The 20,379-nt window shown below is 67.8% G+C and carries 15 protein-coding genes; all 15 read right to left on the bottom strand.

The features are described 5' to 3' along the window. Positions 1-250: 250 nt before the first annotated feature. The gene (locus GBA63_RS01950) at positions 251-2,335 is read right to left on the bottom strand and encodes a bifunctional aldolase/short-chain dehydrogenase (protein ID WP_166172971.1); all 2,085 of its coding nucleotides are present in this window, start codon (positions 2,333-2,335) and stop codon (positions 251-253) included. Between the two features lie 178 nt (positions 2,336-2,513). Then, a complete protein-coding gene (gene rhaI / locus GBA63_RS01945) occupies positions 2,514-3,731 on the bottom strand; it encodes an L-rhamnose isomerase (protein WP_207957026.1) in 1,218 nt (405 codons plus the stop codon). Positions 3,732-3,795: 64 nt separating this feature from the next. Next, positions 3,796-4,824 (bottom strand): autoinducer 2 ABC transporter substrate-binding protein, encoded by a 1,029-nt coding sequence (locus tag GBA63_RS01940; RefSeq protein WP_228282262.1) that lies wholly within the window; start codon positions 4,822-4,824, stop codon positions 3,796-3,798. Positions 4,825-4,886: 62 nt separating this feature from the next. Beyond that, on the bottom strand, positions 4,887-5,846 hold the full coding sequence (locus tag GBA63_RS01935) for an ABC transporter permease (RefSeq protein WP_166172968.1): 960 nt from the start codon (positions 5,844-5,846) through the stop codon (positions 4,887-4,889). After that, on the bottom strand, positions 5,843-6,841 hold the full coding sequence (locus GBA63_RS01930; RefSeq protein WP_166172966.1) for an ABC transporter permease: 999 nt from the start codon (positions 6,839-6,841) through the stop codon (positions 5,843-5,845). Before GBA63_RS01930 ends, GBA63_RS01935 begins: the two co-directional genes overlap by 4 nt. Beyond that, entirely contained in the window at positions 6,834-8,414 is a 1,581-nt protein-coding gene (locus GBA63_RS01925) for a sugar ABC transporter ATP-binding protein (RefSeq protein ID WP_166172964.1), read from the bottom strand. Before GBA63_RS01925 ends, GBA63_RS01930 begins: the two co-directional genes overlap by 8 nt. A gap of 70 nt (positions 8,415-8,484) precedes the next feature. Continuing rightward, positions 8,485-9,999, bottom strand: a complete 1,515-nt coding sequence (locus tag GBA63_RS01920) for a rhamnulokinase (protein WP_166172962.1) — start codon at positions 9,997-9,999, stop codon at positions 8,485-8,487. Continuing rightward, on the bottom strand, positions 9,999-10,880 hold the full coding sequence (locus tag GBA63_RS01915; protein WP_166172960.1) for a sugar phosphate isomerase/epimerase family protein: 882 nt from the start codon (positions 10,878-10,880) through the stop codon (positions 9,999-10,001). The genes GBA63_RS01920 and GBA63_RS01915 overlap by 1 nt, the downstream gene beginning before the upstream one ends. A gap of 57 nt (positions 10,881-10,937) precedes the next feature. Next, positions 10,938-11,300 (bottom strand): sensory rhodopsin transducer, encoded by a 363-nt coding sequence (locus GBA63_RS01910; RefSeq protein ID WP_166172958.1) that lies wholly within the window; start codon positions 11,298-11,300, stop codon positions 10,938-10,940. A gap of 143 nt (positions 11,301-11,443) precedes the next feature. Next, positions 11,444-14,167, bottom strand: a complete 2,724-nt coding sequence (locus GBA63_RS01905) for a glycoside hydrolase family 78 protein (protein WP_166172956.1) — start codon at positions 14,165-14,167, stop codon at positions 11,444-11,446. A 47-nt stretch (positions 14,168-14,214) separates the two neighbouring features. Beyond that, positions 14,215-15,588, bottom strand: coding sequence for an MFS transporter (locus GBA63_RS01900; RefSeq protein WP_207957025.1), 1,374 nt, complete (start codon positions 15,586-15,588; stop codon positions 14,215-14,217). 83 nt (positions 15,589-15,671) lie between these two features. Then, on the bottom strand, positions 15,672-16,457 hold the full coding sequence (locus tag GBA63_RS01895; RefSeq protein ID WP_166172954.1) for a DeoR/GlpR family DNA-binding transcription regulator: 786 nt from the start codon (positions 16,455-16,457) through the stop codon (positions 15,672-15,674). Positions 16,458-17,276: 819 nt separating this feature from the next. Next, positions 17,277-17,843, bottom strand: coding sequence for a GNAT family N-acetyltransferase (locus GBA63_RS01885; protein WP_166172952.1), 567 nt, complete (start codon positions 17,841-17,843; stop codon positions 17,277-17,279). A 178-nt stretch (positions 17,844-18,021) separates the two neighbouring features. Beyond that, entirely contained in the window at positions 18,022-18,678 is a 657-nt protein-coding gene (locus GBA63_RS01880; RefSeq protein ID WP_166172951.1) for a class II aldolase/adducin family protein, read from the bottom strand. 234 nt (positions 18,679-18,912) lie between these two features. Then, entirely contained in the window at positions 18,913-20,358 is a 1,446-nt protein-coding gene (locus tag GBA63_RS01875; RefSeq protein ID WP_166172949.1) for an FGGY-family carbohydrate kinase, read from the bottom strand. Between the last annotated feature and the right edge of the window lie 21 nt (positions 20,359-20,379).

Here is a 20,379-nt window from a genome sequence, read left to right as displayed (position 1 = left end):
CGGACTCTTCTGGCCTCACAGCGGTTTGCGGAAGGATGGGGCCCGTCGCGAACGGGCCACGAGTTGCGGAGGTTTCGAGGTTCCAAGGCTTTTAGGCTTTCAGGGGCGGAGGGTCGGGGCTCCCCCGTCCGTTTCGTGACGCGCCCCTCAAGACCTCGGTGCCCAAGAACCTCAAAACCTCACCAACACCAACGTTCGGTCCTTACGCAACCCGCTATCAGGAACAGTACCGCCGCCGGATGCCGCAACCTCACCTTGGGTAGGCGTCCTTCACGCCGCCGTCCACGTTCAGGACGTTGCCGGTGCTGCGGGATGAGCGCGCCGCTGAGGCGAAGTGCAGGACGGCCTCGGCGATGTTCTCGGGGAGCACGTTGACCTTGAGCACGTTGCGCTGGCGGTAATGCTCCTCCAGCTCGCCCGGCTCGATGCCGTAGGCGGCGGCGCGCTCCTCGCGCCAGGAGGAGCCCCAGATCCTCGACCCGCTCAGGACCGCGTCGGGGTTGACCGTGTTGACCCGGATGCCCGCGGCTCCCCCCTCCTCGGCCAGGCAACGCGCCAGGTGCAGCTCGGCGGCCTTCGCCGAGGAGTAGGCGGCCGCGTTCTTGCCGGCCGCCAGGGCGTTCTTGGAGGCCACGAAGATGAGGCTGCCCCCGATCCCCTGCTCCCTCATGATCTTGAACGCCTCGCGCGCGACGAGGAAGTACCCTTTGGCGAGCACGGCGTGGTTCTTGTCCCACATCTCGACGCTCGTCTCCTCGATGGGCGCGGAGGAGGCGAGGCCCGCGTTTGAGACCACGACGTCCACCCCGCCGTACTCGAGGATGGCCCGGCGGTAGGCGCGGGCGACCTCCTCCTCTTCGGTGACGTCGGCCCGGGCGGCTATGCCAGGCTGAGGCAGGCTCTCCGCGACCTCTCCGGCGCCTTCTTCGTCGAGGTCGCAGGCCACGACGCAGGCCCCCTCCGCGGCCAGGGACCGAGCCACGGCGCCGCCTATGCCCCCGGCACCTCCGGTGACGAAGGCGACCCTGCCCGCGAGCTCGCGGGGAGGCGGAGCCTGGGCGAGCTTGTAGAGCTCCAGGGGCCAGTACTCGATCGCGTAGGATTCCTCCTCCGTCAGGGAGACGTAGCCGCCGAGGGTGTGGGCGCCGCGCATGACGTTGATGGCCCTGTAGGCGAAGTCCCTGCTCAGGCCCGCCTCCTTGGCGTTCTGCGCGGCGGCCACGAGCCCGACGCCCCGGATCAAGACGACCCTCGGGTTCGGGTCGAACATCTCCTCGTCGGCCTCCTCGTGGCGCGCGTAGTACGCCTCGTAGTCCCGTCTGTAAGCCTCGACCCCCTCGCAGAGCTTCGTTTTCAGCTCCCCGGCACCCTCGTTCGCGGGGTCGAATTCCACCCAGAGGGGCCTTACCTTCGTCCTTACCAGGTGGTCGGGGCAGGCGGCGCCAACCTGGGAGAGTTCCCTGGAGTCGCGCCCGCAGACGAACTCGAGGACGTCGTCCGAGGTGTGGTCGACGCGCAGGATCTTGTGCGCAGCCTCCGCTGACCCGGAAGAGAGCGCCCCGCGCAAGGCGGGCAGGACGCCCGCGAGCAGCTCCTCACGTCTCCCTGGCGCGGGCGGCTCGACCGACCGGCCGCCGAACGGCTCCCCGGCCCTGCCCGCCACGAACTCGGCGGCGCGGTTGATGGCCTCGATAGTCCGCCCGTAGCTCTCCTCGTGGGTGCTCCCGTAGGTGACGAGGCCGTGCTTGGCGAGCAGGACGAACTTCGCGTTCGGGTTGTTCCTCACGGCTTCCCCGACCTGCCTGGAGAGGGTGAAGCCGGGACGGATGTAGGGGATCCAGACGGCTTCATGACCGAAGCACCGGGCGGCCAGGTCCTCGCCGCCCCCGGCGCAGCAGATCATGTTGATCGCGTCGGGGTGCGTGTGGTCCACGTGCGGGTGGGGCACGAAGGCGTGCAGGAGCGTCTCTATCGACCCCCTCGGCATGTCCGGCCTGAGCTGGCAGGCGGCGAGGTAGGCGACCATCTCCTCGTCGCTCATCCCGTCCCGCTCCTCAAGCGGCAGCACCTCGCCCAACTTGAGACCGGTGAACTGTCCCGCCCCTATCGTGGCAAGGTCCGAGCCGGAGCCCTTGACCCAGAGGACGTCCACCTCCCGCCCGGCGTGGTCGCGCTCCCTCGCCTTTGTAGAAGTGTTGCCGCCCCCGAAGTTGGCGACAGATCGGTCCCTGCCCAGGAGGTTCGAGCGGTGGGCCAGCTTCTCGAGCTCCGAGAGGCCGGCGACCGCGCCCCCGTCCCACAGGTTCTCCGTTGACCCGGGTATCCTCGTCTGCATGTGTGGCCTCCCTACGGTCGGCGCTGTCAGCTATCAGCCGTCAGCCATCAGCTCTTTGTATTCCGTTCGTCATTCGCAAGCGTTTCACGGTGCAGCGCCAACCTCGCGGTTCCAAGAGCGGGACTCACTTTCGCCACCCATCGACTGGCTGGAAGCTGACCGCTGATGGCTGACAGCTTTAACTCCATCCCGCCCCGGCGCCCTCGCCGCGCTCGGCGGCGACCTTCTCCGCGTACCCGCTCTCTTTGAAGGCGGCTATCGGGTCGGCCGCGGCGCCCAGGTCCTCGCGGACCTTCGCGCACAGCGGGCGTACGTCCGTGGCGTAGGCGTCGAGCAGGGTTCGGTGCGCGCCGAGGACGTCGCCCGCGCGACGGGCCTCGTCGAGCGCCCGGCGGTCCACCAGGAGGGCTTTCGCGTAGGCTTCCTGGAGGTTCATGACGGAGAGGATCATGGCCTCCATCTTGGGCTCGATGTTGTGGGTCTGGTCGATCATGTAGTCGATGCGCGTCTCGGAGTGCTCCTCCGCCCCGACGAGCTCGACGTAGATCAGGAACAGCTCGAACGGGTTGACGCTCCCGACGATGAGGTCGTCGTCGCCGTACTTGCGGTTGTTGAAGTGGAAACCCCCGAGCCGACCCTCGTCCAACAGCAGCGCCACCACGTACTCTATGTTTACCTCCTTGGCGTGGTGCCCGAGGTCCACCAGGACTTCGGCCCTGTCGCCGAGCTTCTGGCAGACGGTGAGGGCCGCGCCCCAGTCTGCGAGGTCGGTGTGGTAGAAGGCCGGCTCGTAGGGCTTGTACTCGAGCAGCATCCGCATACTTTCGGGCATGGCCGAGTAGACCTCGCCCAGGCAATCGACCATCCGGTGGCGGCGCTCGATGAACGAGTCCTGGCCGGCGTAGTTGGTGCCGTCGGCGAACCACAGGGAGAGGACGTCGGAGCCGACCTCCCCCGCCACGCGCACGCACTCGAGCAGGTGGTCCGTGGCCTCGCGCCTGACGTCCGGATCAAGGTGGCAGACGCTGCCGAGCCTGTACCCCGGCTCCTGAAAAAGGTTGGGGTTGACCGCGCCGATGCGCAAGCCCAGGGATTCCGCGTGTCCTCTCAGCTCACCGTAGTCGTCCACCCTGTCCCACGGGATGTGGACGGCGACCGTCGGGCAGACGCCGGTCAGCCCGTGGACCCGGGCGGCGTCGGCCACCTTCTCGAAGGGGTCGCGGGGCACGCCCCTCTGCGGGAAGACCGCGAAGCGCGTGCCGGTGTCGCCGTAGCCCCAGGACGGGGTCTCCAACCTCTGCGAGCGCAGCCGCCCCTCCACCCGGTCGACGTCGACCCCCCGGGCCGCGAGGGTCCCCGAAAGGCCCTCGTAGGCCGGCCCTTCCGTACTCTTCAAAGCTTTCTCCTCCTCCAATCGGGTGCCGGCGCCTCTCATGAGGGGCGCCGGCGCCTGTGCTGCCCTAGAAGTCGTACTCGTCTATATTGTCCTGGCTGAAGACCAGCGGCGGCCCGAGAAGGACCTCATCCTCGGCGATCATCTCCACCTTGCCCAGCCGGCCGGCTTCGAAGGTCCCCGATTTGGGCATGTTGCCCTCTATCTGGGCGTTGGCGACGTGGACGGCAAGGTAGCCGAGGTCCACAGGGTTCCAGAGGACAAACTTCTCCACGGCCCCCGACTCGAGGTAGGGCTTCATGTCGTTCGGCGTCGAGAGGCCGGTAACGGCCACCTCGCCCTCGAGCCCCTCCTGCTCGACGGCCTCGGCCGCGCCGGGCAGGGCGACGGAGGTTATCCCGAAGACGCCCGCCGTATCGGGGTTGGCCCTGAGGTAGTTCTTGGTTATGTCGATCCCGAGCTGGAGATCCTCCTCGCCGGGTTCGACGGAGGCGATGGACATCTCGGGGTACTTCTCCTTCATGCGCTCGCGCATCTCCTTGAGCCAGGCGACCTGGTTCGGGGCGGTCAGCGAGCCGGTGACTACCAGGAACTTGCCCTTGCCGTCAGTCTGCTCGGCCATCACGTCGACGAGCTCGTAGCCTATGGCCTCGAAGGTCGCCTGGTTCACGAAGACCTCGCGGGCGTCCTTGGCCACGTCGGCGTCCCAGGAAGAGGTCTTGATCCCGGCGTCCTCGGCCTTCTTCATGGCGGGGGCGAGGGCGTCGGGGTCGTTGGCGGCGACCGAGATGGCGCCGCACTGCTGCTGGATCCACTGCTCGATCATCTGGGACTGAAGCGCCGCCTTGGCCTCCGTCGGCCCGTCGTAGACAAGCTCGACGTCGAGGTCCTTGGCCGCCTCCTCGGCGCCCTTCTCGGAGGCGTTGAAGTAGGGAATGCCGACGAGTTTGGGCATCATGCAGATCTTCTTCGGCCCGCCGCCGCCACCGCCACCCTGGGACGGCTGCTGTCCCACGCCGCAGGACGCGGCCACCAGCACCAACGCCATCAGCAGGGCTACACGGACTATCTTGACCCCCCACGTGGATCCTGACACGTTCTCTCCTCCTTCTCGGTACGCTTCGCTCTTCACCGACGATCTCCTCTCTCGGATACGGCTCACTCCTCCCTTCTTCGGAAAAACTCGTTCAGGAAGACGGCCACGAGGAGCAGGACCCCCAGCACGAAGACCTGCCAGGTGCTCGGCACCCCGGCCAGAACCAGGCCGTTTCGCAAGGTGGCGATGATCAGGACGCCGAGCACGGTGCCGCCTATGGTCCCCGATCCGCCGTAGATGCTGGCCCCGCCGAGGACCACGGCGCTTATCACGTCGAGCTCCAGCCCGAGGCCCGAGTCGCCGCGCGCCGTGTAGACCCGCGAGGTGTAGATGACCGCAGCCATGCCCACAAGCAGCCCGATCCCGGAGTAGAGGGCCAGCTTCACCCTGCGGACGGGCACCCCGGAGAAATGGGCCGCCTCCTCGTTGTTGCCGATGGCGTACACGTAGCGGCCGAAGCGGGTGCGCGACAGGATCAGCCAGACCACCACCACGGCTAGGATAAAGATGAACAACTGCCCCGGCACCACGTTCAGGAAGTAAGCCTGCCCGAAGTAGGCGAACCAGGCGGGGAAATCCGAGACCGCCTCCGCCCTCGACAGGCCGTACGCCAGGCCCTGAAACAGGGCGAAGGTGCCCAACGTGACGACCAGCGGGTGCAGGTCCAGAAAGGTTATGAAGAGGCCGTTGAAGAGACCGGCTGCAAGGCCGACCACGAGGCCGAACACTATCGCCAGGGGCAGGGGCAGGTCGGCGGCGTAGGAGAACCCGACCGCGACCGAGACGAGGGCCAGGTTCGAGCCGACCGAGAGGTCGATGCCCCCGGTGATGATTATCAGGGTCATCCCGAGCGCCATTAGCCCCACCTCGACGAAAAAGCGCGAGGTGTTGAGCAGGTTGCCCACCGTGAGGAAGAGCGGCGAGAGAAGGGACATCACGACCAATAGGACGATCAGCACCCCGAGAAGCACGACCTCTCGGGAGAACTTCAACCGCCTGAGGACCGCCGTGGCCGCGCTCATGACTTGTCTCCCAAAAGCCGCCGGCGCAACACGTCTGTCGTGACGGCGAGCAGGATCAGGGCCCCTAGCACGGCGTCCTGCCAGATGCCGGGCACCCCGAGCAGGATGAGACCGTTGAGGATGACGCCTATGAGTACGGCCCCTGTGAGGGCGGCGAGCGTCGAACCCCGCCCGCCCGAAATGCTCGTGCCCCCTATCACCACGGCCGCGACCACCTGAAGCTCGAGGCCTGTCCCGGTGTTGGTCTGCACGGACCCCGCCCGCCCGAGGTAGATGATGGACGCTATGCCGACGAAGACGCCTACGAGAACGAAGGACAGGAAACGGACGCGGTCTATCGGGAGGCCCGCCAGGCGGGAGGCCCGGCGGTTGCCGCCGACGGCGAAGACGTTTCGGCCCCAGGTCGAGTGGCGGCTGACAAGCTCCATCACCACGAACAGAAAGAGGAGGACGAACACGGGGTACTCGATGCCCAGCACCGACCCGGTCCCGAGGACGCGCGTCTCGTTCGGGATGCCGGTGATCCAGGTCCCTCCGGTGACCAGCAGGATCACCCCGCGCAGCGCGTAGAGCATGCCGAGCGTCACGATTATGGACGGGATGCGCCCGAGGGTCACGAGCAGGCCGTTGACGGCCCCGGCCAGCGCGCCGACGGCCACGCCCGTCAGCAGGGGGAGGATCAGGCCGCCCGTGCTCGTCGCCACGGCCCCCGCGGCGACCGCGCACAGGCCCATCATCGAGCCCGTCGAGATGTCTATCTCCCCGCACAGGATCACCTGGTTGACCGCGAGGGCGATAGTGCCCAGCACGGCCACGGAGACCAGGATGGACTCGAGGTTGGAGCCGCTCAAAAACTTGTCGCTGCTGAGCGAGAAGGCCACCAGCAGAACGGCCAAAAACACCAGAGCAGGAGCCTCGGGGCGCACCAACCACCGGCGCAGCGCGGTACCGTTAGCGCTACTCTCTGCGGGGATCGGCGCCTGTGCTTCACTCATCTTCGGGTGCCTCCTCTCCCGGACCGGCCGGCCGGTTCTTGCCGCCGGTGGCCGCGGTCATCACCATCTCCTGGCTGGCCTCGTTGCGCCCGAACTCGCCGGTGATCCTGCCCTCCCGCATGACCACCACCCGGTCGGACATGGAGAGGACCTCCTCGAGCTCCGAGGAGATGAGCAGGATGGCCTTTCCCTCCTTGGCGAGGTCGTCTATGAGGCGGTAGATCTCGGACTTGGCCCCGACGTCGATGCCCCTGGTCGGCTCGTCGAGGAGCAGGATGGAGGGCTCGCGGGCTAGCGATTTCGCCAGCACCACCTTCTGCTGGTTGCCGCCCGAGAGGCGGCTGACGGGATCTGACACACTGCCCCCCCGAATAGATAGCCCCTTGGCGAACCGGTCGGCCGTCTGCCGCTCCGTCCTCGGCACGAACCCGAACCGCGCGATCCGATCCAGGATGCTCAGGGTAATATTGTTCTTTATGGAGAAAGGCAGGATGAGCCCCTGCGAGCGCCGCTCCTCGGGGACGTAGAAGATGCCCCGCTCCATGGCCGCCTGGGGGGAGCGTATCTGGACTACCTCGCCGTCGATCCGGATCTCGCCCGACTCGGGTGAGCGGATGCCGAAGATCGCCTGGGCCACCTCGCTACGGCCGGCCCCGACGAGCCCGGACAAACCGACGATCTCGCTCCGGCGCACGACGAGGTCTACGTCCTCGAACTCTCCGGCCCTGCTCAGGCCGCGCACCTCCAGGGCCACCTCGCCCGGGTTGTGGGCGCTCCGGGTGAACAGCTCGTTCAAGGGCCGGCCCACCATGAGGCGCACCAGCTCCTCGGAGTCGAGGTCTGCGGCGGGCGCGGTGGTGATGTGGTGCCCGTCGCGCAGCACGGTGATGCGGTCGGAGATAGTGAAGATCTCCTCCAGGCGGTGCGAGATGTAGGCGACGCCGACGCCGCCAGCGGTCAAATCGGAGATGATCCTGAAGAGCTGGCGGACCTCCCGCTCGGTCAGGGAGGCGGTCGGCTCGTCCATGACCACGGCCCTGGCCTCGCCCACGAGGGCCCGCGCGATGGCCACGATCTGCTGGTTGGCCGCCGAGAGCCCCTTGACGGAGGTGGTGACGTCCAGGTCGACGCCGAGGGACCTCAACCGCCCGCGGGCTTCGGCCCGCATGGCGGTCCTGTCCAGGGTGCCCCAGCGTGTGCGGGGCCGGTGACGGCCCACGAACAGGTTCTCCGTAACGGAGAGCTCCGGGAACAGGTCCAGCTCCTGCGGGATCATGGCGATGCCGGCGGCCTCGGCGTCGCGCGGCGAGGAGAACTCGGCGGCCTCCCCGCCCACCTCCAGCGTCCCCTCGTCTGGTGCGTACAGGCCGTGGACCATCTTCATGAGCGTGCTCTTGCCCGCGCCGTTCTCTCCCACCAGGGCGTGGACCTCGCCGGGCCGCAGGTCGAAACTCACCCCCTCCACGGCTGTCACGCCGCCGAAGCGCTTCGTCACGTCGCGCAAACGGAAGACGGGCGGTGTCTCGGCGACCGTGGCGGCCCTCTCCGTGCCGGGCTCCTCGGAGAGGCTCATGGCGCTCCAACTTTCCCGAGGCCCTCCAGATGGTCACCACCCGGCTCTCTATCCCTCCCTGCCCACCTACTCAAAAGCTCGCTCCTTCCGCGTCCAGGTGCGCGGCAGCGTCCATGACCCCCCGCAACCTCTCGTAGGCCCCATCCCACTCGTCCGCGCTGCCCATCGGCTCGTAGTCGTGCAGCTCTACGGGGGAGCGCCGCACGGCGGCCCGGATCTCCTCTAAAGAACCCAGGTACCCCCTGGCGTGGGCCTGGACCATGAGGTTGCCAAGGGCCGTCGCCTCCACCGGTCCTGCCCGCACGGGCCGTCGCGTCGCGTCCGCCGTGAGCTGGCACAGGAGCGTGTTCCGCACCCCGCCCCCCACCACGTGGACGACCTCGGCCCGCCGGCCGGTTATCTCCTCGGCCCGCTCCAGAGACCACCGGTACTTGAGCGCCAGGCTTTCGAGCACGCACCGCGCGACCTCCCCCGGTTCCCCGGGCGGACTCTGGCGCGTCTCCCGGCAGAAACGGCGGATCCGTCCCGGCATGTCCCCAGGGGGGAGAAAGGAGGGGTGATCCGGGTCCAGCAGCGGACCGCCGCCCGGCGCCGCCTGAGCGAGGCGGGCCAGCTCTTCGTAGGAGTACTCGCGTCCTTCGCGGGCCCAGGTGCGCCGGCATTCCTGCAAAAGCCAGAGGCCCATGACGTTCTTCAGGAACCGCGTCGTACCGCCGAAGCCCCCCTCGTTCGTAAAGTTTGCGTGCATGCCCCCGGGCGCTATGGCCGGTTTCGGCAACTCCACGCCCACCAGGGACCAGGTGCCGCTGGAGATGTACGCGAAGTTCTCGTTTTCGGCGGGGACGGCGACCACGGCGGAGGCGGTGTCGTGGGAGGCGACGGACGTGACCGGCAACCCTCCCTTTGCCCCCGTCTCCTCGGCAACCGCGGGCAGCAGGGGGCCGAGTTGGGTGCCGGGTGGGACGATCTCGCCGAAGATGTGGCCGGGGAGGCGCATCTTCTCCAGGAGGTCGCGGGCCCAACCGCCCGAACGCGCGTCGCAGAGCTGGGTGGTGCTGGCGGCGGTGAACTCGCAGGCTCTCTCGCCGGTGAGCCAGTAACCGATGAGGTCGGGGATCAGGAGCAGCGTTTGCGCCGCCTGGAGAAGGGGCGAACCCTCCATCGCCAAAAGCTGGTAGAGGGTGTTTATGGGCATGAACTGGACGCCCGTCGTTTCGTATATCTCCTCCCTGGGCATCCGATCGAAGGCCCTCTCCTCCATGCCCTCGGTGCGGGGGTCGCGGTAGTGGTAGGGGTTGGCTATCAGGCAGCCGTCGCGGTCCAGGAGGCCGAAGTCCACGCCCCAGGAGTCGACCCCGAGGCTCTCTATTCGTTCACCGTCGTTGGCCGCTCTGGCGATCCCGTTCTTGACCTCTTCGACGATCCACAACACGTCCCAGTGCAGGCCGTCGGGTAGCCGGACGGGCACGTTCGGAAACCGGTGCACCTCTTCGAGGGCCATCCGCCCGCCGCTGAAACGCCCGAGCACGACGCGTCCGCTCTCGGCCCCCAGGTCGACCGCCAGGAACGCGGTCTCCGCGGCCACTACCGACCGCCCCGCGGTGGCCCGGCCGGGCCGTCGAGTAGACCGTGCTCGGCGGCTTTATCGCGCAGAAAGGCCAGCCCGTCGGTTATCAAGGCTTGCGGATCTCCGACCACGTTCCGCCACAGGGCCGTGGCGCCTATGATGTCCTCGTTGACAGCCGCGAACGACTCCATCACCAGCCGCCCGTCGTACTCCGCATCCTTCAGGCCCCCGAAGACGTCGTCCCAGTGCACGTTGCCCGTGCCAGGCGTCCCCCGGTCGGATTCCGAGAGGTGGATGTAGCGCATCCTGGGCCCGGTGGCGACTATCGGTTCGTAGAAGCCCTTCTCCTCGATGTTCATGTGGTAGGTGTCGAGGTGAACGAACACGTTGGCCTCGTCGACCCGGCCCACCATCTCGTCGGCCTGGGAGGCCAGGTTGATCAGGTACGTCTCGTAGCGGTTGATGGCCTCTATGCCGAGCGAGACGTTTTGTTCCGCCGCGTACCGCGCCACGCTCTTGATCACCCGCGCCACCGTCGCGAGCTCGTCCTCGGTGGGCGGCTTGCGGGTCAGGGTGCCAAGGTGCGTGTAGATCGCCCCAGAAAGAGCGTCAGACCCAAGTTCGGCCGTAACGTTCACCGCCTTCTTGAGAAACCTTTCCGCCGCGTCGGGGGCGAAGGGAAGGTGCGCCGACTCGGGCAATCCAAGCGAGCAGGTGCACCCGATCCCGTACCGGTCCAGCAGCTCCCTCGTCCCGGAGACGTCCATGCTTTCGGGATGCAACAGGGGAATCTCCACGAAATCCAACCCGGCCTCGGACGCGCCCCGGATCACCCTCTCGGCCCCCTCGGGCGTCCATTCGCCCGCCCAGATGAACGCGTGCGCTCCGAACTGCGGCATACCGTTACCCTTCCCTGGACCCTGGGATCTCGAAAGCTGAGAAGTCTGGCTTCGCGCTCATCGCTCCACCGGATAGGCCATGGCGGTCATGAGCGAGAGGGCCGGCTGGGTGGTGTCCATCCGGGAGACCTGCACCGTGACGGGCACGCTCGATTCGACCCGGACCGCGTACGGCACGCCGCGCGGGATCTCGACGCCGTCTATCTCGTCAGTCCGTATGTGCCTGGTGCGCTCCGGCGGGACGATCACCTCGACGTCTTTGACCGGGTCCCGGTCCTCGAAGTAGAAAGAGACGGAGAGCCGCGCCCGCTCCGCCGACGTGTTGAGCACGCAGATCGCCTCGTGGCTCTGCTGCGAACCCGTGCTCTCCGCCGGGATGAACCCGTCGGGCACGATCCATACTCTGGCGCCTTCGCTCACGAAAGATTCCTAAACACACCGCACCTCGGCCGCCAGTACCAGTGTAACCCCGCGGACGCGGATCGTGCGGCCCAGGGGGTCGGTGTCCGTGAAGTGCCCCTCCGGCGTTGTCCCGTACGCGCTGTGGAATCTTTGAGAGGCGGTCACCGGGCTACCCTGCCCACGAACTCGTACCTGCCGGAACCGACGGCCAGAACGCCCTGTTTCTCCTCCATCTTCAAGACCTTGACGCCCTCGGCTCTCTCTACCGGCTTGCCGCCCTCGGAGATACCAGCCCCGCCCTCCGCCGGCACGTAGACCGTGGCCGTCGTGTTTGGGGGTATGTCGATCCCGAGTTCGAACCGGTCGCCCTCCACGCTCCAGGCGCTGGCGATCCTGCCACGGACCGAGTCGTACTCGGCCCGCGCGTGGGCCAGGCCGCCGCCCGGGCGCGGGCGTATGACGATGCGCCCGTAGCCCGCCGTCTCGGGATCCATGTCCAGCCCCGCCACGTAGCGGTAGAGCCACTCGCCCACGGAGCCCAAGGAGTAGTGGTTGAAGGAATTCATGTTGGGCGATTGGAAGCCGTTCTCCTCCGTCCAACCGTCCCAGCGCTCCCAGATCGTGGTGGCCCCGTTTTTTATGGTGTATCCCCAGGATGGATATGTCTCGTTGTTGAGCAGACGGTAGGCGACGTCGGGGTAGCCGGCCTCCGTCAACACGGGGCACAGGTACCCCACGCCGACAAACCCCGTGGAGAGGTGCCAGTCTTTCGCCTCTATGGCCCTGACGAGGTGCCCGGCGGCCTTCGCGCGCAGCTCTTCGGGCAGGAGCCCCATGTGCAGGGCCACCACGTAGCCCGTCTGGGTGTCGGCTCCCACACGCCCGTCGGGGGTGACGTAGGCCCGGTTGAACGCGTCTTTGATGTTCTCGAAGAGACTTTCGTAGCCGGCGCCTTCGCGGCCTATCGCGCGGGACATCTCGGCCACGAGCTTCGCGTCGTGGGCCCAGTAGGCCGTGGCCAGTAGGTCTTTGGGGGTGGCGTCGCCCTCGGGTGAGAGCCAGTCGCCGTAGTTGTTGCCCAGCTTGTTCCGGCGCAGGAGGTCGGGGTTTGCCTCGTGGAGGTAGGACATCCAGCGGGTCATGGCGTCGTAGTGCTTCCGGACTATCCTGGTGTCGCCGTAGGTCTTGTAGATGGTCCACGGCACTATGATGCCGGCGTCGCCCCAGGCGGGGGCGCCGCGGCTTAGGTTTATGAGGCCCGAGCCTTCGAGCAGGGGCACCACGTCGGTGAAGGCTCCATCCGGCGACTGGGCGTCCTCCACGTCGTCCATCCACTTGGCGAAGAAGGCGGCGACGTCCATGTTGAGGGAGGCGGTGCGGACGAAGATCTGGGCATCCCCCGTCCAGCCGAGGCGCTCGTCGCGCTGCGGGCAGTCGGTCGGGATGGAGAGGAAGTTGCCCCGCTGTCCCCAGACGATGTTGCTCTGTAGCCTGTTGACCATGGGGCTCGAACACTCGAACGAACCGCTGGGCGGCGTCGCGGAGTGGACGACGCGCCCGACCACGGCGTCGAGCGGCGGCTCGCCGGGGTAGCCGGTCACCTCGACGTAATGGAAGCCGTGAGAGGTGAACCGCGGTTCGTAGACTTCTTCGTCCTCGCCCTTGAGAACGTACGTATCCGTCTGGCGGGCCGATCGGAGGTTCTCGGTGTAGATGGTCCCGTCCGGGTTGAGCGCCTCGGCGAAGCGCATCCTCACCGCTGTTCCGGCCTCACCGCGCACCTTCAGCCGCGCCCACCCGACCATGTTCTGGCCCATGTCGAAGACGTGGACCCCACCTTCGGGCTCGGCCACGGCCTGTGCCGCTACTTCCTCGGTCGCCCTGACGCCCTCGTCGGGCTGGGCGACGAGCGGTACGTCACCCAAAGGCTCGACGCCGACGCCGTGCCAGCCCGCGTCTTCGAAGCCCGGTTCGTTCCAGCCCGGCATCTCCTTCCGGGCGTCGTAGGACTCGCCGGCGAGGAGGTCGGAGAAGAGGATCGGCCCCGTGGAAGAGCGCCACGAGCCGTCGGTCGCGACGCTCTCCGTCGCGCCGTCTTCGTACTCGACGTCGAGCTGCGCGAGGAGTTGCGGGCGGGTGCCGTAGTGGGCACCGGCCCGCTTTGGGTCGAACCCGACGAAGCCGGCGTACCAGCCGTCGCCCAGGATCGCGCCCAGGGCGTTCGGCCCCTCGCGCAAGAGATCCGTCACGTCGTAGGTCTGGTACTGGATGCGCTTGCGGTAGTCCGTCCAGCCGGGGGCGAGCACGTCGTCCCCCACACGGGCGCCGTTTATGGAGATCTCGTAGAGCCCGCGGGCCGTCGCGTAGAGGCGCGCCCGGCGCACCGACTTTTCCAGGCCGAACTCCCTGCGCAGGTACGGGCTCGGGGCGAGGCCGTTGCCGAGGGCGTCGTACTCGTCGCCCGTCGGGGGTTCCATGTCCCCGGCGGGGCCCTCGCCCGCGGAGATCCAGCCTCCCTCCCAGCCGGACCTCTCTAATAGACCCATCTCGAAGACGGCGGGCTCGCTCGGGGAGGACGCCCCTCCCTCCCCGTCCCAGACGCGCACGTTCCACACGCAGCGCGCGCCCGACCTCAGCGCCTCGCCCCCGTACTCGACGCCGAGGGAGCGGCCGGACTTGATCCTGCCGCTGTCCCAGAGGAGGTTCGTCTCCGCGGCGAGGTCCTCCTCGCCGCCCGCGACCAGGACGCGGTAGGCGGACTGCACCTCGGCCCGCTTTTCGGACGCCAAAGCCCAGCTCAACCTCGGAGACCTCTCGTCGATGCCGAGGGGATCGACGCGGTGCTCGCACTTCAGGTGGACGGGGCGTAGGTCCGCCGCGGTCATCCTCGTTCTCCCTGTCGCCGTTCGTGGGTGACGGATCGTGCCATCGTCTAGGCCGGAACCTTGTCGGGTGCCGGACTACCGCTGCGCTCCGCCTCGATCTCCTCCAGCGACCTGCCGGCGGTGTTCGGCATGAACAGGAAGCCGACCACGCCGCTTATGAGGAGGAAGATCATGAGGATCAGGGCGACCGGCCTGATGCTCAAACCCGCGAGCACGGGCACGAAGAAGCTCCAGATGCCGAGGAGGAAGCGGGCGACCCCGAACGTGAGCCCCTGCGCCGTGGTCCTGAGCATGGTTGGGAACAGCTCCTGCGACCACGTCTTGTAGAACGGTTCTCCCGCGAGCGCGGCCCCGATGCCGAAGAGCACGATCAAAGTGATGGCCGTCGCCGTGTTGAAGGGAAAGATGAGCAGCTGGCCCAACGCAACCACGTTCAGGAGAGCCCCGACGCCCCACATGATGCGGCGGCTCCTATCGCTGCGGTCGCTGAAGGGCATAAAGATCAGAACGACGGCCACCAGCGTGATGACGAAGCCCGCGCACGACAGGGCGACGCTGGCCGCCTGGCTCTGCGCCCCGAGGTTCCTCAGGAGGAAGGGGGTAAAGACGCCGAAGGTCCCCGCTGCCAGGTTCCAGAACAGGTACACGGTGGCGGTGAACACCATCGCCGCCAGGGTCGGCCCGGACAACAGGTCGCGCAGGCGGCTCTTCGCCAGCGGATCGGCCGGCACGCTAGCCTCCTCGGGCTGCTCTTCGGGATCGGGCGTGGGCCGCGCCTCACCGGCGCCCGACGCGGCGGTCCAGATGGCGGACTCCACCATGCCACGCCTGAGGGCCCACGTGACCATCGCGACCACGAACAGGTGGGCGAAGACTATCCTGTTGCCGAGCAAGTCGTACGGGGTGAGCACGAACGCCAGCACGAACACGACGATCGGGCCCAGGCTCCAGGCCACCTGGCTGAGGCCCATGAGCCTGCCGCGGGCCTTGCTCGGCGAGAATTCGCCGATAAGCGCGAGCGAGGTCGGCACGTCGGCGCCGACCGCGACGCCCACTATGAAGGTCCCGATGAGGAGCATCGGCAGGTTGACCGAGAAGACGATCAGGAGGGTCCCGAAGGCGTAGACGAGCAGGTCGTACTGATAGATGCGCTTGCGGCCGAACAGGTCGCCGAGCCGTCCCCCTATCAGGGCGCCGAGCGCCGCCCCGAAGGCGTTCGGCCCCAGGGCTGTAAGCAATCCGAGGGTGGTGTTGCTCAAATCCAGGTACTGCTCCCACAGCGCGAGTCCCGCTGCGAGGGCCACGATCGACCCGGCATCTATGTAGGACGCCATACCCGCGAGTGCGCTCCACTTCCATTGCTGGGCCGTGACGTGGCTGTCGTCGTGTTGCCTGTTCATGTCCGCTTCCGAAGTAGCCATGACTCAGATAAATCCTCCCGGGCATACACCCTCGACTTCTCTTTCCCGCGATCCGGCTCCCCAGCCGGCCTTGCGCGCTCCTCCTACACGCTCTTCACGGCCACCCCCAGGTCCTCCAACGCCCGCACGTGCGAAGGGTGCGCGTCGGCGGTCAACACCAGGGAGACCTCGGAGACGTGACCTATTACGCTCATGCCCCGGCGCTCGAACTTCCTGCCGTCCACCAGCAGCACGGGCTTGTCTGACTGCCGGATCATGGCACGCTTGACCTCGGCCTCCAGCGGGTCCGCGTCCGTGAGGTGCCCCCCCGCCGTGATCCCCTTGACGCTCACGAACGCCCTGTCCGCCAGGTAAGACTCGACCGTGCGCACGGCGCACGGTCCCACGAAGGAGAGCGTCAGCGCCCTGAAGATGCCGCCGACCCCGACCATGCTCGCGCCGGACGGGTCCGCCGTGGAGAACAGGTCCATGACCGGCACCAGGTTGGTGAGGCACGTCACGCTGGGCGCGTCGGCGAGGATGCGCCGCGCCGCGTAGTAAGCCGTGGTGGACGAATCCACGAACACGGTCTCGTCCGCCTCGAGCATCGCCGCCGCGACCCGCGCCAGCCGCCCCTTCGCCTCCACCGCCTCCCCCAGCCGCTGCTGAAAGGAGTCCTCGTGCTGCGTGAACCCCGGCATGACGGCCCCGCCGTGGGTCCTCTTTACCTTGCCCTGCCTCTCGAGCACCGCAAGATCCCGCCTCGCGGTCGCCGAAGAGATGCCGAGGTCCTCCTCCAACCTCGACACCGTGACGCTCCCCGATTCGCGGACGAGCTCAGCTATCCGCTGCTGCCGCTGGCCCGGTAAATCTGCGCGTTTGTCTGACAATTTATGATTGTTCGAGCAATTTTTATTCTAAATCGCTCAAATACCTCCTCTGCCCGCTCATACTGTAACGGAGGCTGCATTCTGGCGCAAGATCAGCGTTTCAGCTTGTCAGCCGGTCAGCACGCCGCTTCGCGGCTCTCCGCTTGTTGCCGGGCTCTGCGCCCGGCATCGCCCGGCGAACGGTCGTCGGCGAAAGAGACCGTCTTCTCTGGCCTTTCTCCAGGCGTGGGCGGGGTCTCGAACTCGCCCACGGTGGGATAGTCCAAACTAGGACATAAACCCCGGGTTCTGTCGGCTTCTTGGTGAAAGCGGTGCGTCCTCCTGACCGCCGTCGCGGCGGAGGTCAGCCGCCAGAGCACCCTCGCCCTCGGCAGGTCGAAGCCGGCCCTCCCGTAGCCCTGGCGCTTGACGAGCTTCGACTTGTGGACGAAGCCCTCCACCGGCCCGTTGCTCTACCTCTCCGTGAGACCCGCCCTCACCGCCGAGAGGTCCTTTTTCAGCCCGGCGGCGTGCTTCCTCACCACCTCGGCCTCCGAGGTGCCGGCCTCCTCCGGCCTGCCCGTCTTGCGGGCGTGGGCGGGAACGTCGGGCAGCCGCTCGCAGAAGATCTTGCGCTCGCAAGAGGGCTCGTCGCAGAAGAAGCGCCTCGCGCGGACGCGCAGGATGACCGGGGCGCCGCGCCAGGGCAGGTCGGCGATCGTGCGAGTGTAGACACTGTGCGCCCTGGCGGCGTCCTTCCCGCACGCGGGGCAACGGGCACCGCGCGGGTCTTACACTAAGGGCCTCCTTCGTCTCGCGGCGATGGGGCGCACGGCGCCGCTACCGCGGGGACGCGGACGTCGCCGCCGGGGACCACTCCTCGGCGAGCACGCCGTAGAGCGCCAGGTCCTCGAAGCGATCCCACTTCTTGAAGTCCCGTCTCCGGCAGCCTTCGTAGCTCATGCCGACCTTCTGGAGCACCCTGCCGGAAGCGGGGTTGCGGGCGACGTGGTCGGCGTAGACGCGCCCCAGGCCGAGGTCTTCGAAGGCGTGGCGGACAAGCTCCCGGGCGGCCTCGGTGGCGTAACCACGTCCCCAGTAGGGCACCCCCATCCAGTAGTAGAGCCCGGCCTTATCGTTGTCCCGGTCGAGGAGGAGCCCAGCGTGGCCGACCAGCGCGCCGTCCTCCTTGAGCAGTACCGAGAACGGACGGCTCTTGCCCTGCGCCGCCCACTCGAGGCGCCCCTCCACCCATCGGCGCACCTCTTCCTCTCCGAAGGGGTGCGGCAACAGGGTCATCTCGGCGACGCGCCGGTCGCCGCCCAGGGCGCGCACCGCGGCGGCGTCCCCGGGCGCGAGGGGCCGCAGCACCAGTCGCTCGGTCTCCAAGGTGGGAAGCGGCTGCACAGTAACGGTACCTCCCTTGCTTCGTGGACGCCACAATTATGCGCCATAGCTCCGCCAAGGATTGCGCCGCGCCATTTCATCAAGAATTCGCCAGAGCCCGGGGTTTATCTCCTAGTCTGGGATGGTCTGACGCTAATCCCGGCCTCGGGCCAGCGCTGACCGGCTGACAAGCTACAAGCTACGAGCGTTTAGCTTGTCCGTAGCCGGCTATCTTGGCGCGGGTCTCGGCTATGCGGTCGGGGCCGAGGATGATCGGGTCGCCGGCGAGGCGGGTCCGGTAGTAGAGCTCGGCCATCTCTTCGAGGATCTCGGTAAGGGAGTAGGCTTTGGTCGCGGTCTCCGCCACGGTGATGGTGCCGTGGTTCTGGAGAAGGCAGGCGGAGTGGGTCCCGCCGAGCGTCTCGCTCGCGTATCCGGCCAGCTCCTCGGTTCCGTAGGTGGCGTACGGCGCCAGGGGGACGCGGCCCTCTTCGGAGAGGGCCGCGAGCATGTAGTGGACCGCGGGTATTTCGAGGCCCAGGCAGGCGAGCGCGGTCGAGTAGGGCGCGTGGGTGTGAACGATGCCGCCGACGCCCGGCCTCTGGCGGTAGATGCCGGTATGCATGGGGACCTCCGTCGATGGCTCCAGCGGGCCCTCCAGGAGGTTCCCGTCGAGGTCGACGAGGGCGAGATCCCCGGCCTCCAGGTCTTCGTAGGGCAGCCCGCTCGGGGTTATGAGGACGTCCCCGTCCGGGGTGCGGGCGCTGACGTTGCCTGCGGTCGTGCGGACGAGGCCGGAGTCACCCATCCGGCGCGAGATCCTCGTCACCTCTTCGCGTAGCTCCTGGTACTTCAATCCGTTCCTCCTTTTCGAAGCCGTCAGCGGTCAGCCCACTCCGGCCTCTCGGCCTCCGCTTTCAGCTGTCAGCTTTGCCTGGGACGGTTGAATGCCGCTGGCATTAATAAGGCAGCTCCAACCCTTGCCAACCGTACTGTCGGTCTTCTTTCTCTCAGCATTCCCCCGAAGCGTCCCGCCCATACCCCAACCCCCGGCCAGGACCACAAAAAGCTGATGGCTGAAAGCTGATGGCTATCTCCCCCACAGATCGCGGGCAGAATCGACCCTCGCCAGGTAGTGCTCGAAGCCTTCTTCGTAGAGCTCGGCGAGGTCTTCGCCCGGTTGCACCTCGTCTTCCGCGCGGGTCCAGGCGTCGTGGTCGAAGTCTATTTTGAGTGAGATCATGGCCCCCATGGCCGCGCCCCTGGCGCCGACTTCGGGCCTGCGGGCGACCTTGAGGGGCTGCTGGAGCACGTCGGAGAGCACCTGCCGCCAGGCCCGGGACTCCGCCCCGCCACCGCAGATGGACAGTTCACCCTTCAGGCCCGCCGCCGCCAGGCAGTGCTTCGCCGCGTACCCGACGCCCTCGGCCACTGCCCTGACCACGTCGGAGCGGGTGGTGCCCAGGGTCATGCCGGAGAGCTGCCCGCGGGCGTGGGGCTCGACGAAGGGCGCCCGCTCGCCCGAGGGCGAGAAGAACGGCAGGACGCCCACCCCGTTTGCGCCAGGCGGGCTCTCGGCCAGGAAGTCCTCTATCTCCGCGTGCTCGGAGCGGAGCAGGTTCAGGGTCAGGTCCATGGAGGCGGTGCCGACCATCGCCGGCATCGCCCTGAGCCAGCGGTCGGGCTCCAGCGCGCACAGGGTCTGCCCCCCCGGCTCCCCGCCGGTCTCCACGCGGTCGGTCAGTACCTCGCAGGCGAGGGTGGTGCCGACGATGATGACGCCGTCCCCCAGCCGCGTGACGCCCGCGCCCATCGCCGTCGCCGGAAGGTCGAACGGGCCGTTGTGGACCGGCGTCCCCTCCGGAAGCCCCGTCAGTTCCGCCCCCGCTTTGCCGAGGGGACGGGCCTCTCCGGGCGATTCGTCTATGGGCGCGAGCAGGCGCTCGTAGTCTTCCAGGCCGAAGAGCTCCAACAGGCTGGCGTCGTACTGGCGGGTCGAGTGGTCCATGAACGGTTCGGAGGCGTCTGAGGCGTCGGTGGCCCGCACGCCGGTTAGGCGCTGGAGGACTACGTCCTTGCAGTAGCCGGCGGTGGCGGCCTTCTCGAGCGATTCCGGTTCGTCGCGCTTGAGGGCGGCCATGATGGCCGAGGGCGCGCCCGGGAAGGTGACGTTGCCGTTCCTGCGGAAATGCTCCTCGAAGACGCCCGAGGCCGTCCACTCCTCGACTATCGGGTTCGCCCTGGCGTCGAGCCAGGTCGCGGCGCGGCGCACCTGGCGGCCGCGTTCGTCCAGCAGCCAGAGGCCGTCGCCCTGGCCCGTGAGGCCGACGGCCTCCACGGGCTCGTCCGTCTGCTCCAGCACGGCCCGGACGACCGCGCCGAGCGCCTCCATCGTCTCGTCGATGTCCTGCTCCGAGCACTCGGGGCGGGGGTTGTAAAGCTTTACGCCGCGGCCCTCGGTCGCGAGGACATCCCCGTCCCGCGAGAAGGCCGCGGCCTTCACGACCGAGGTGCCGAGGTCTATACCGAGTATCATCTGCGCATCATCTCCTTGGTC

Source organism: Rubrobacter tropicus, from assembly GCF_011492945.1.
Taxonomy (GTDB): Bacteria; Actinomycetota; Rubrobacteria; order Rubrobacterales; family Rubrobacteraceae; genus Rubrobacter_D; species Rubrobacter_D tropicus.
The sequence above is the reverse complement of the archived record's forward strand: the minus strand, read 5'-3'. Positions and strand labels throughout refer to the sequence as shown.

Excerpts from the sequence above, each read along its gene's own strand:
- GBA63_RS01950 (WP_166172971.1), bottom strand. The coding sequence starts at position 2,335 with ATGCAGACGAGGATACCCGGGTCAACGGAGAACCTGTGGGACGGGGGC.
- GBA63_RS01935 (WP_166172968.1), bottom strand. The coding sequence starts at position 5,846 with ATGAGCGCGGCCACGGCGGTCCTCAGGCGGTTGAAGTTCTCCCGAGAG.
- GBA63_RS01930 (WP_166172966.1), bottom strand. The coding sequence starts at position 6,841 with ATGAGTGAAGCACAGGCGCCGATCCCCGCAGAGAGTAGCGCTAACGGT.
- GBA63_RS01925 (WP_166172964.1), bottom strand. The coding sequence starts at position 8,414 with ATGAGCCTCTCCGAGGAGCCCGGCACGGAGAGGGCCGCCACGGTCGCC.
- GBA63_RS01915 (WP_166172960.1), bottom strand. The coding sequence starts at position 10,880 with ATGCCGCAGTTCGGAGCGCACGCGTTCATCTGGGCGGGCGAATGGACG.
- GBA63_RS01905 (WP_166172956.1), bottom strand. The coding sequence starts at position 14,167 with ATGACCGCGGCGGACCTACGCCCCGTCCACCTGAAGTGCGAGCACCGC.
- GBA63_RS01900 (WP_207957025.1), bottom strand. The coding sequence starts at position 15,588 with ATGGCTACTTCGGAAGCGGACATGAACAGGCAACACGACGACAGCCAC.
- GBA63_RS01875 (WP_166172949.1), bottom strand. The coding sequence starts at position 20,358 with ATGATACTCGGTATAGACCTCGGCACCTCGGTCGTGAAGGCCGCGGCC.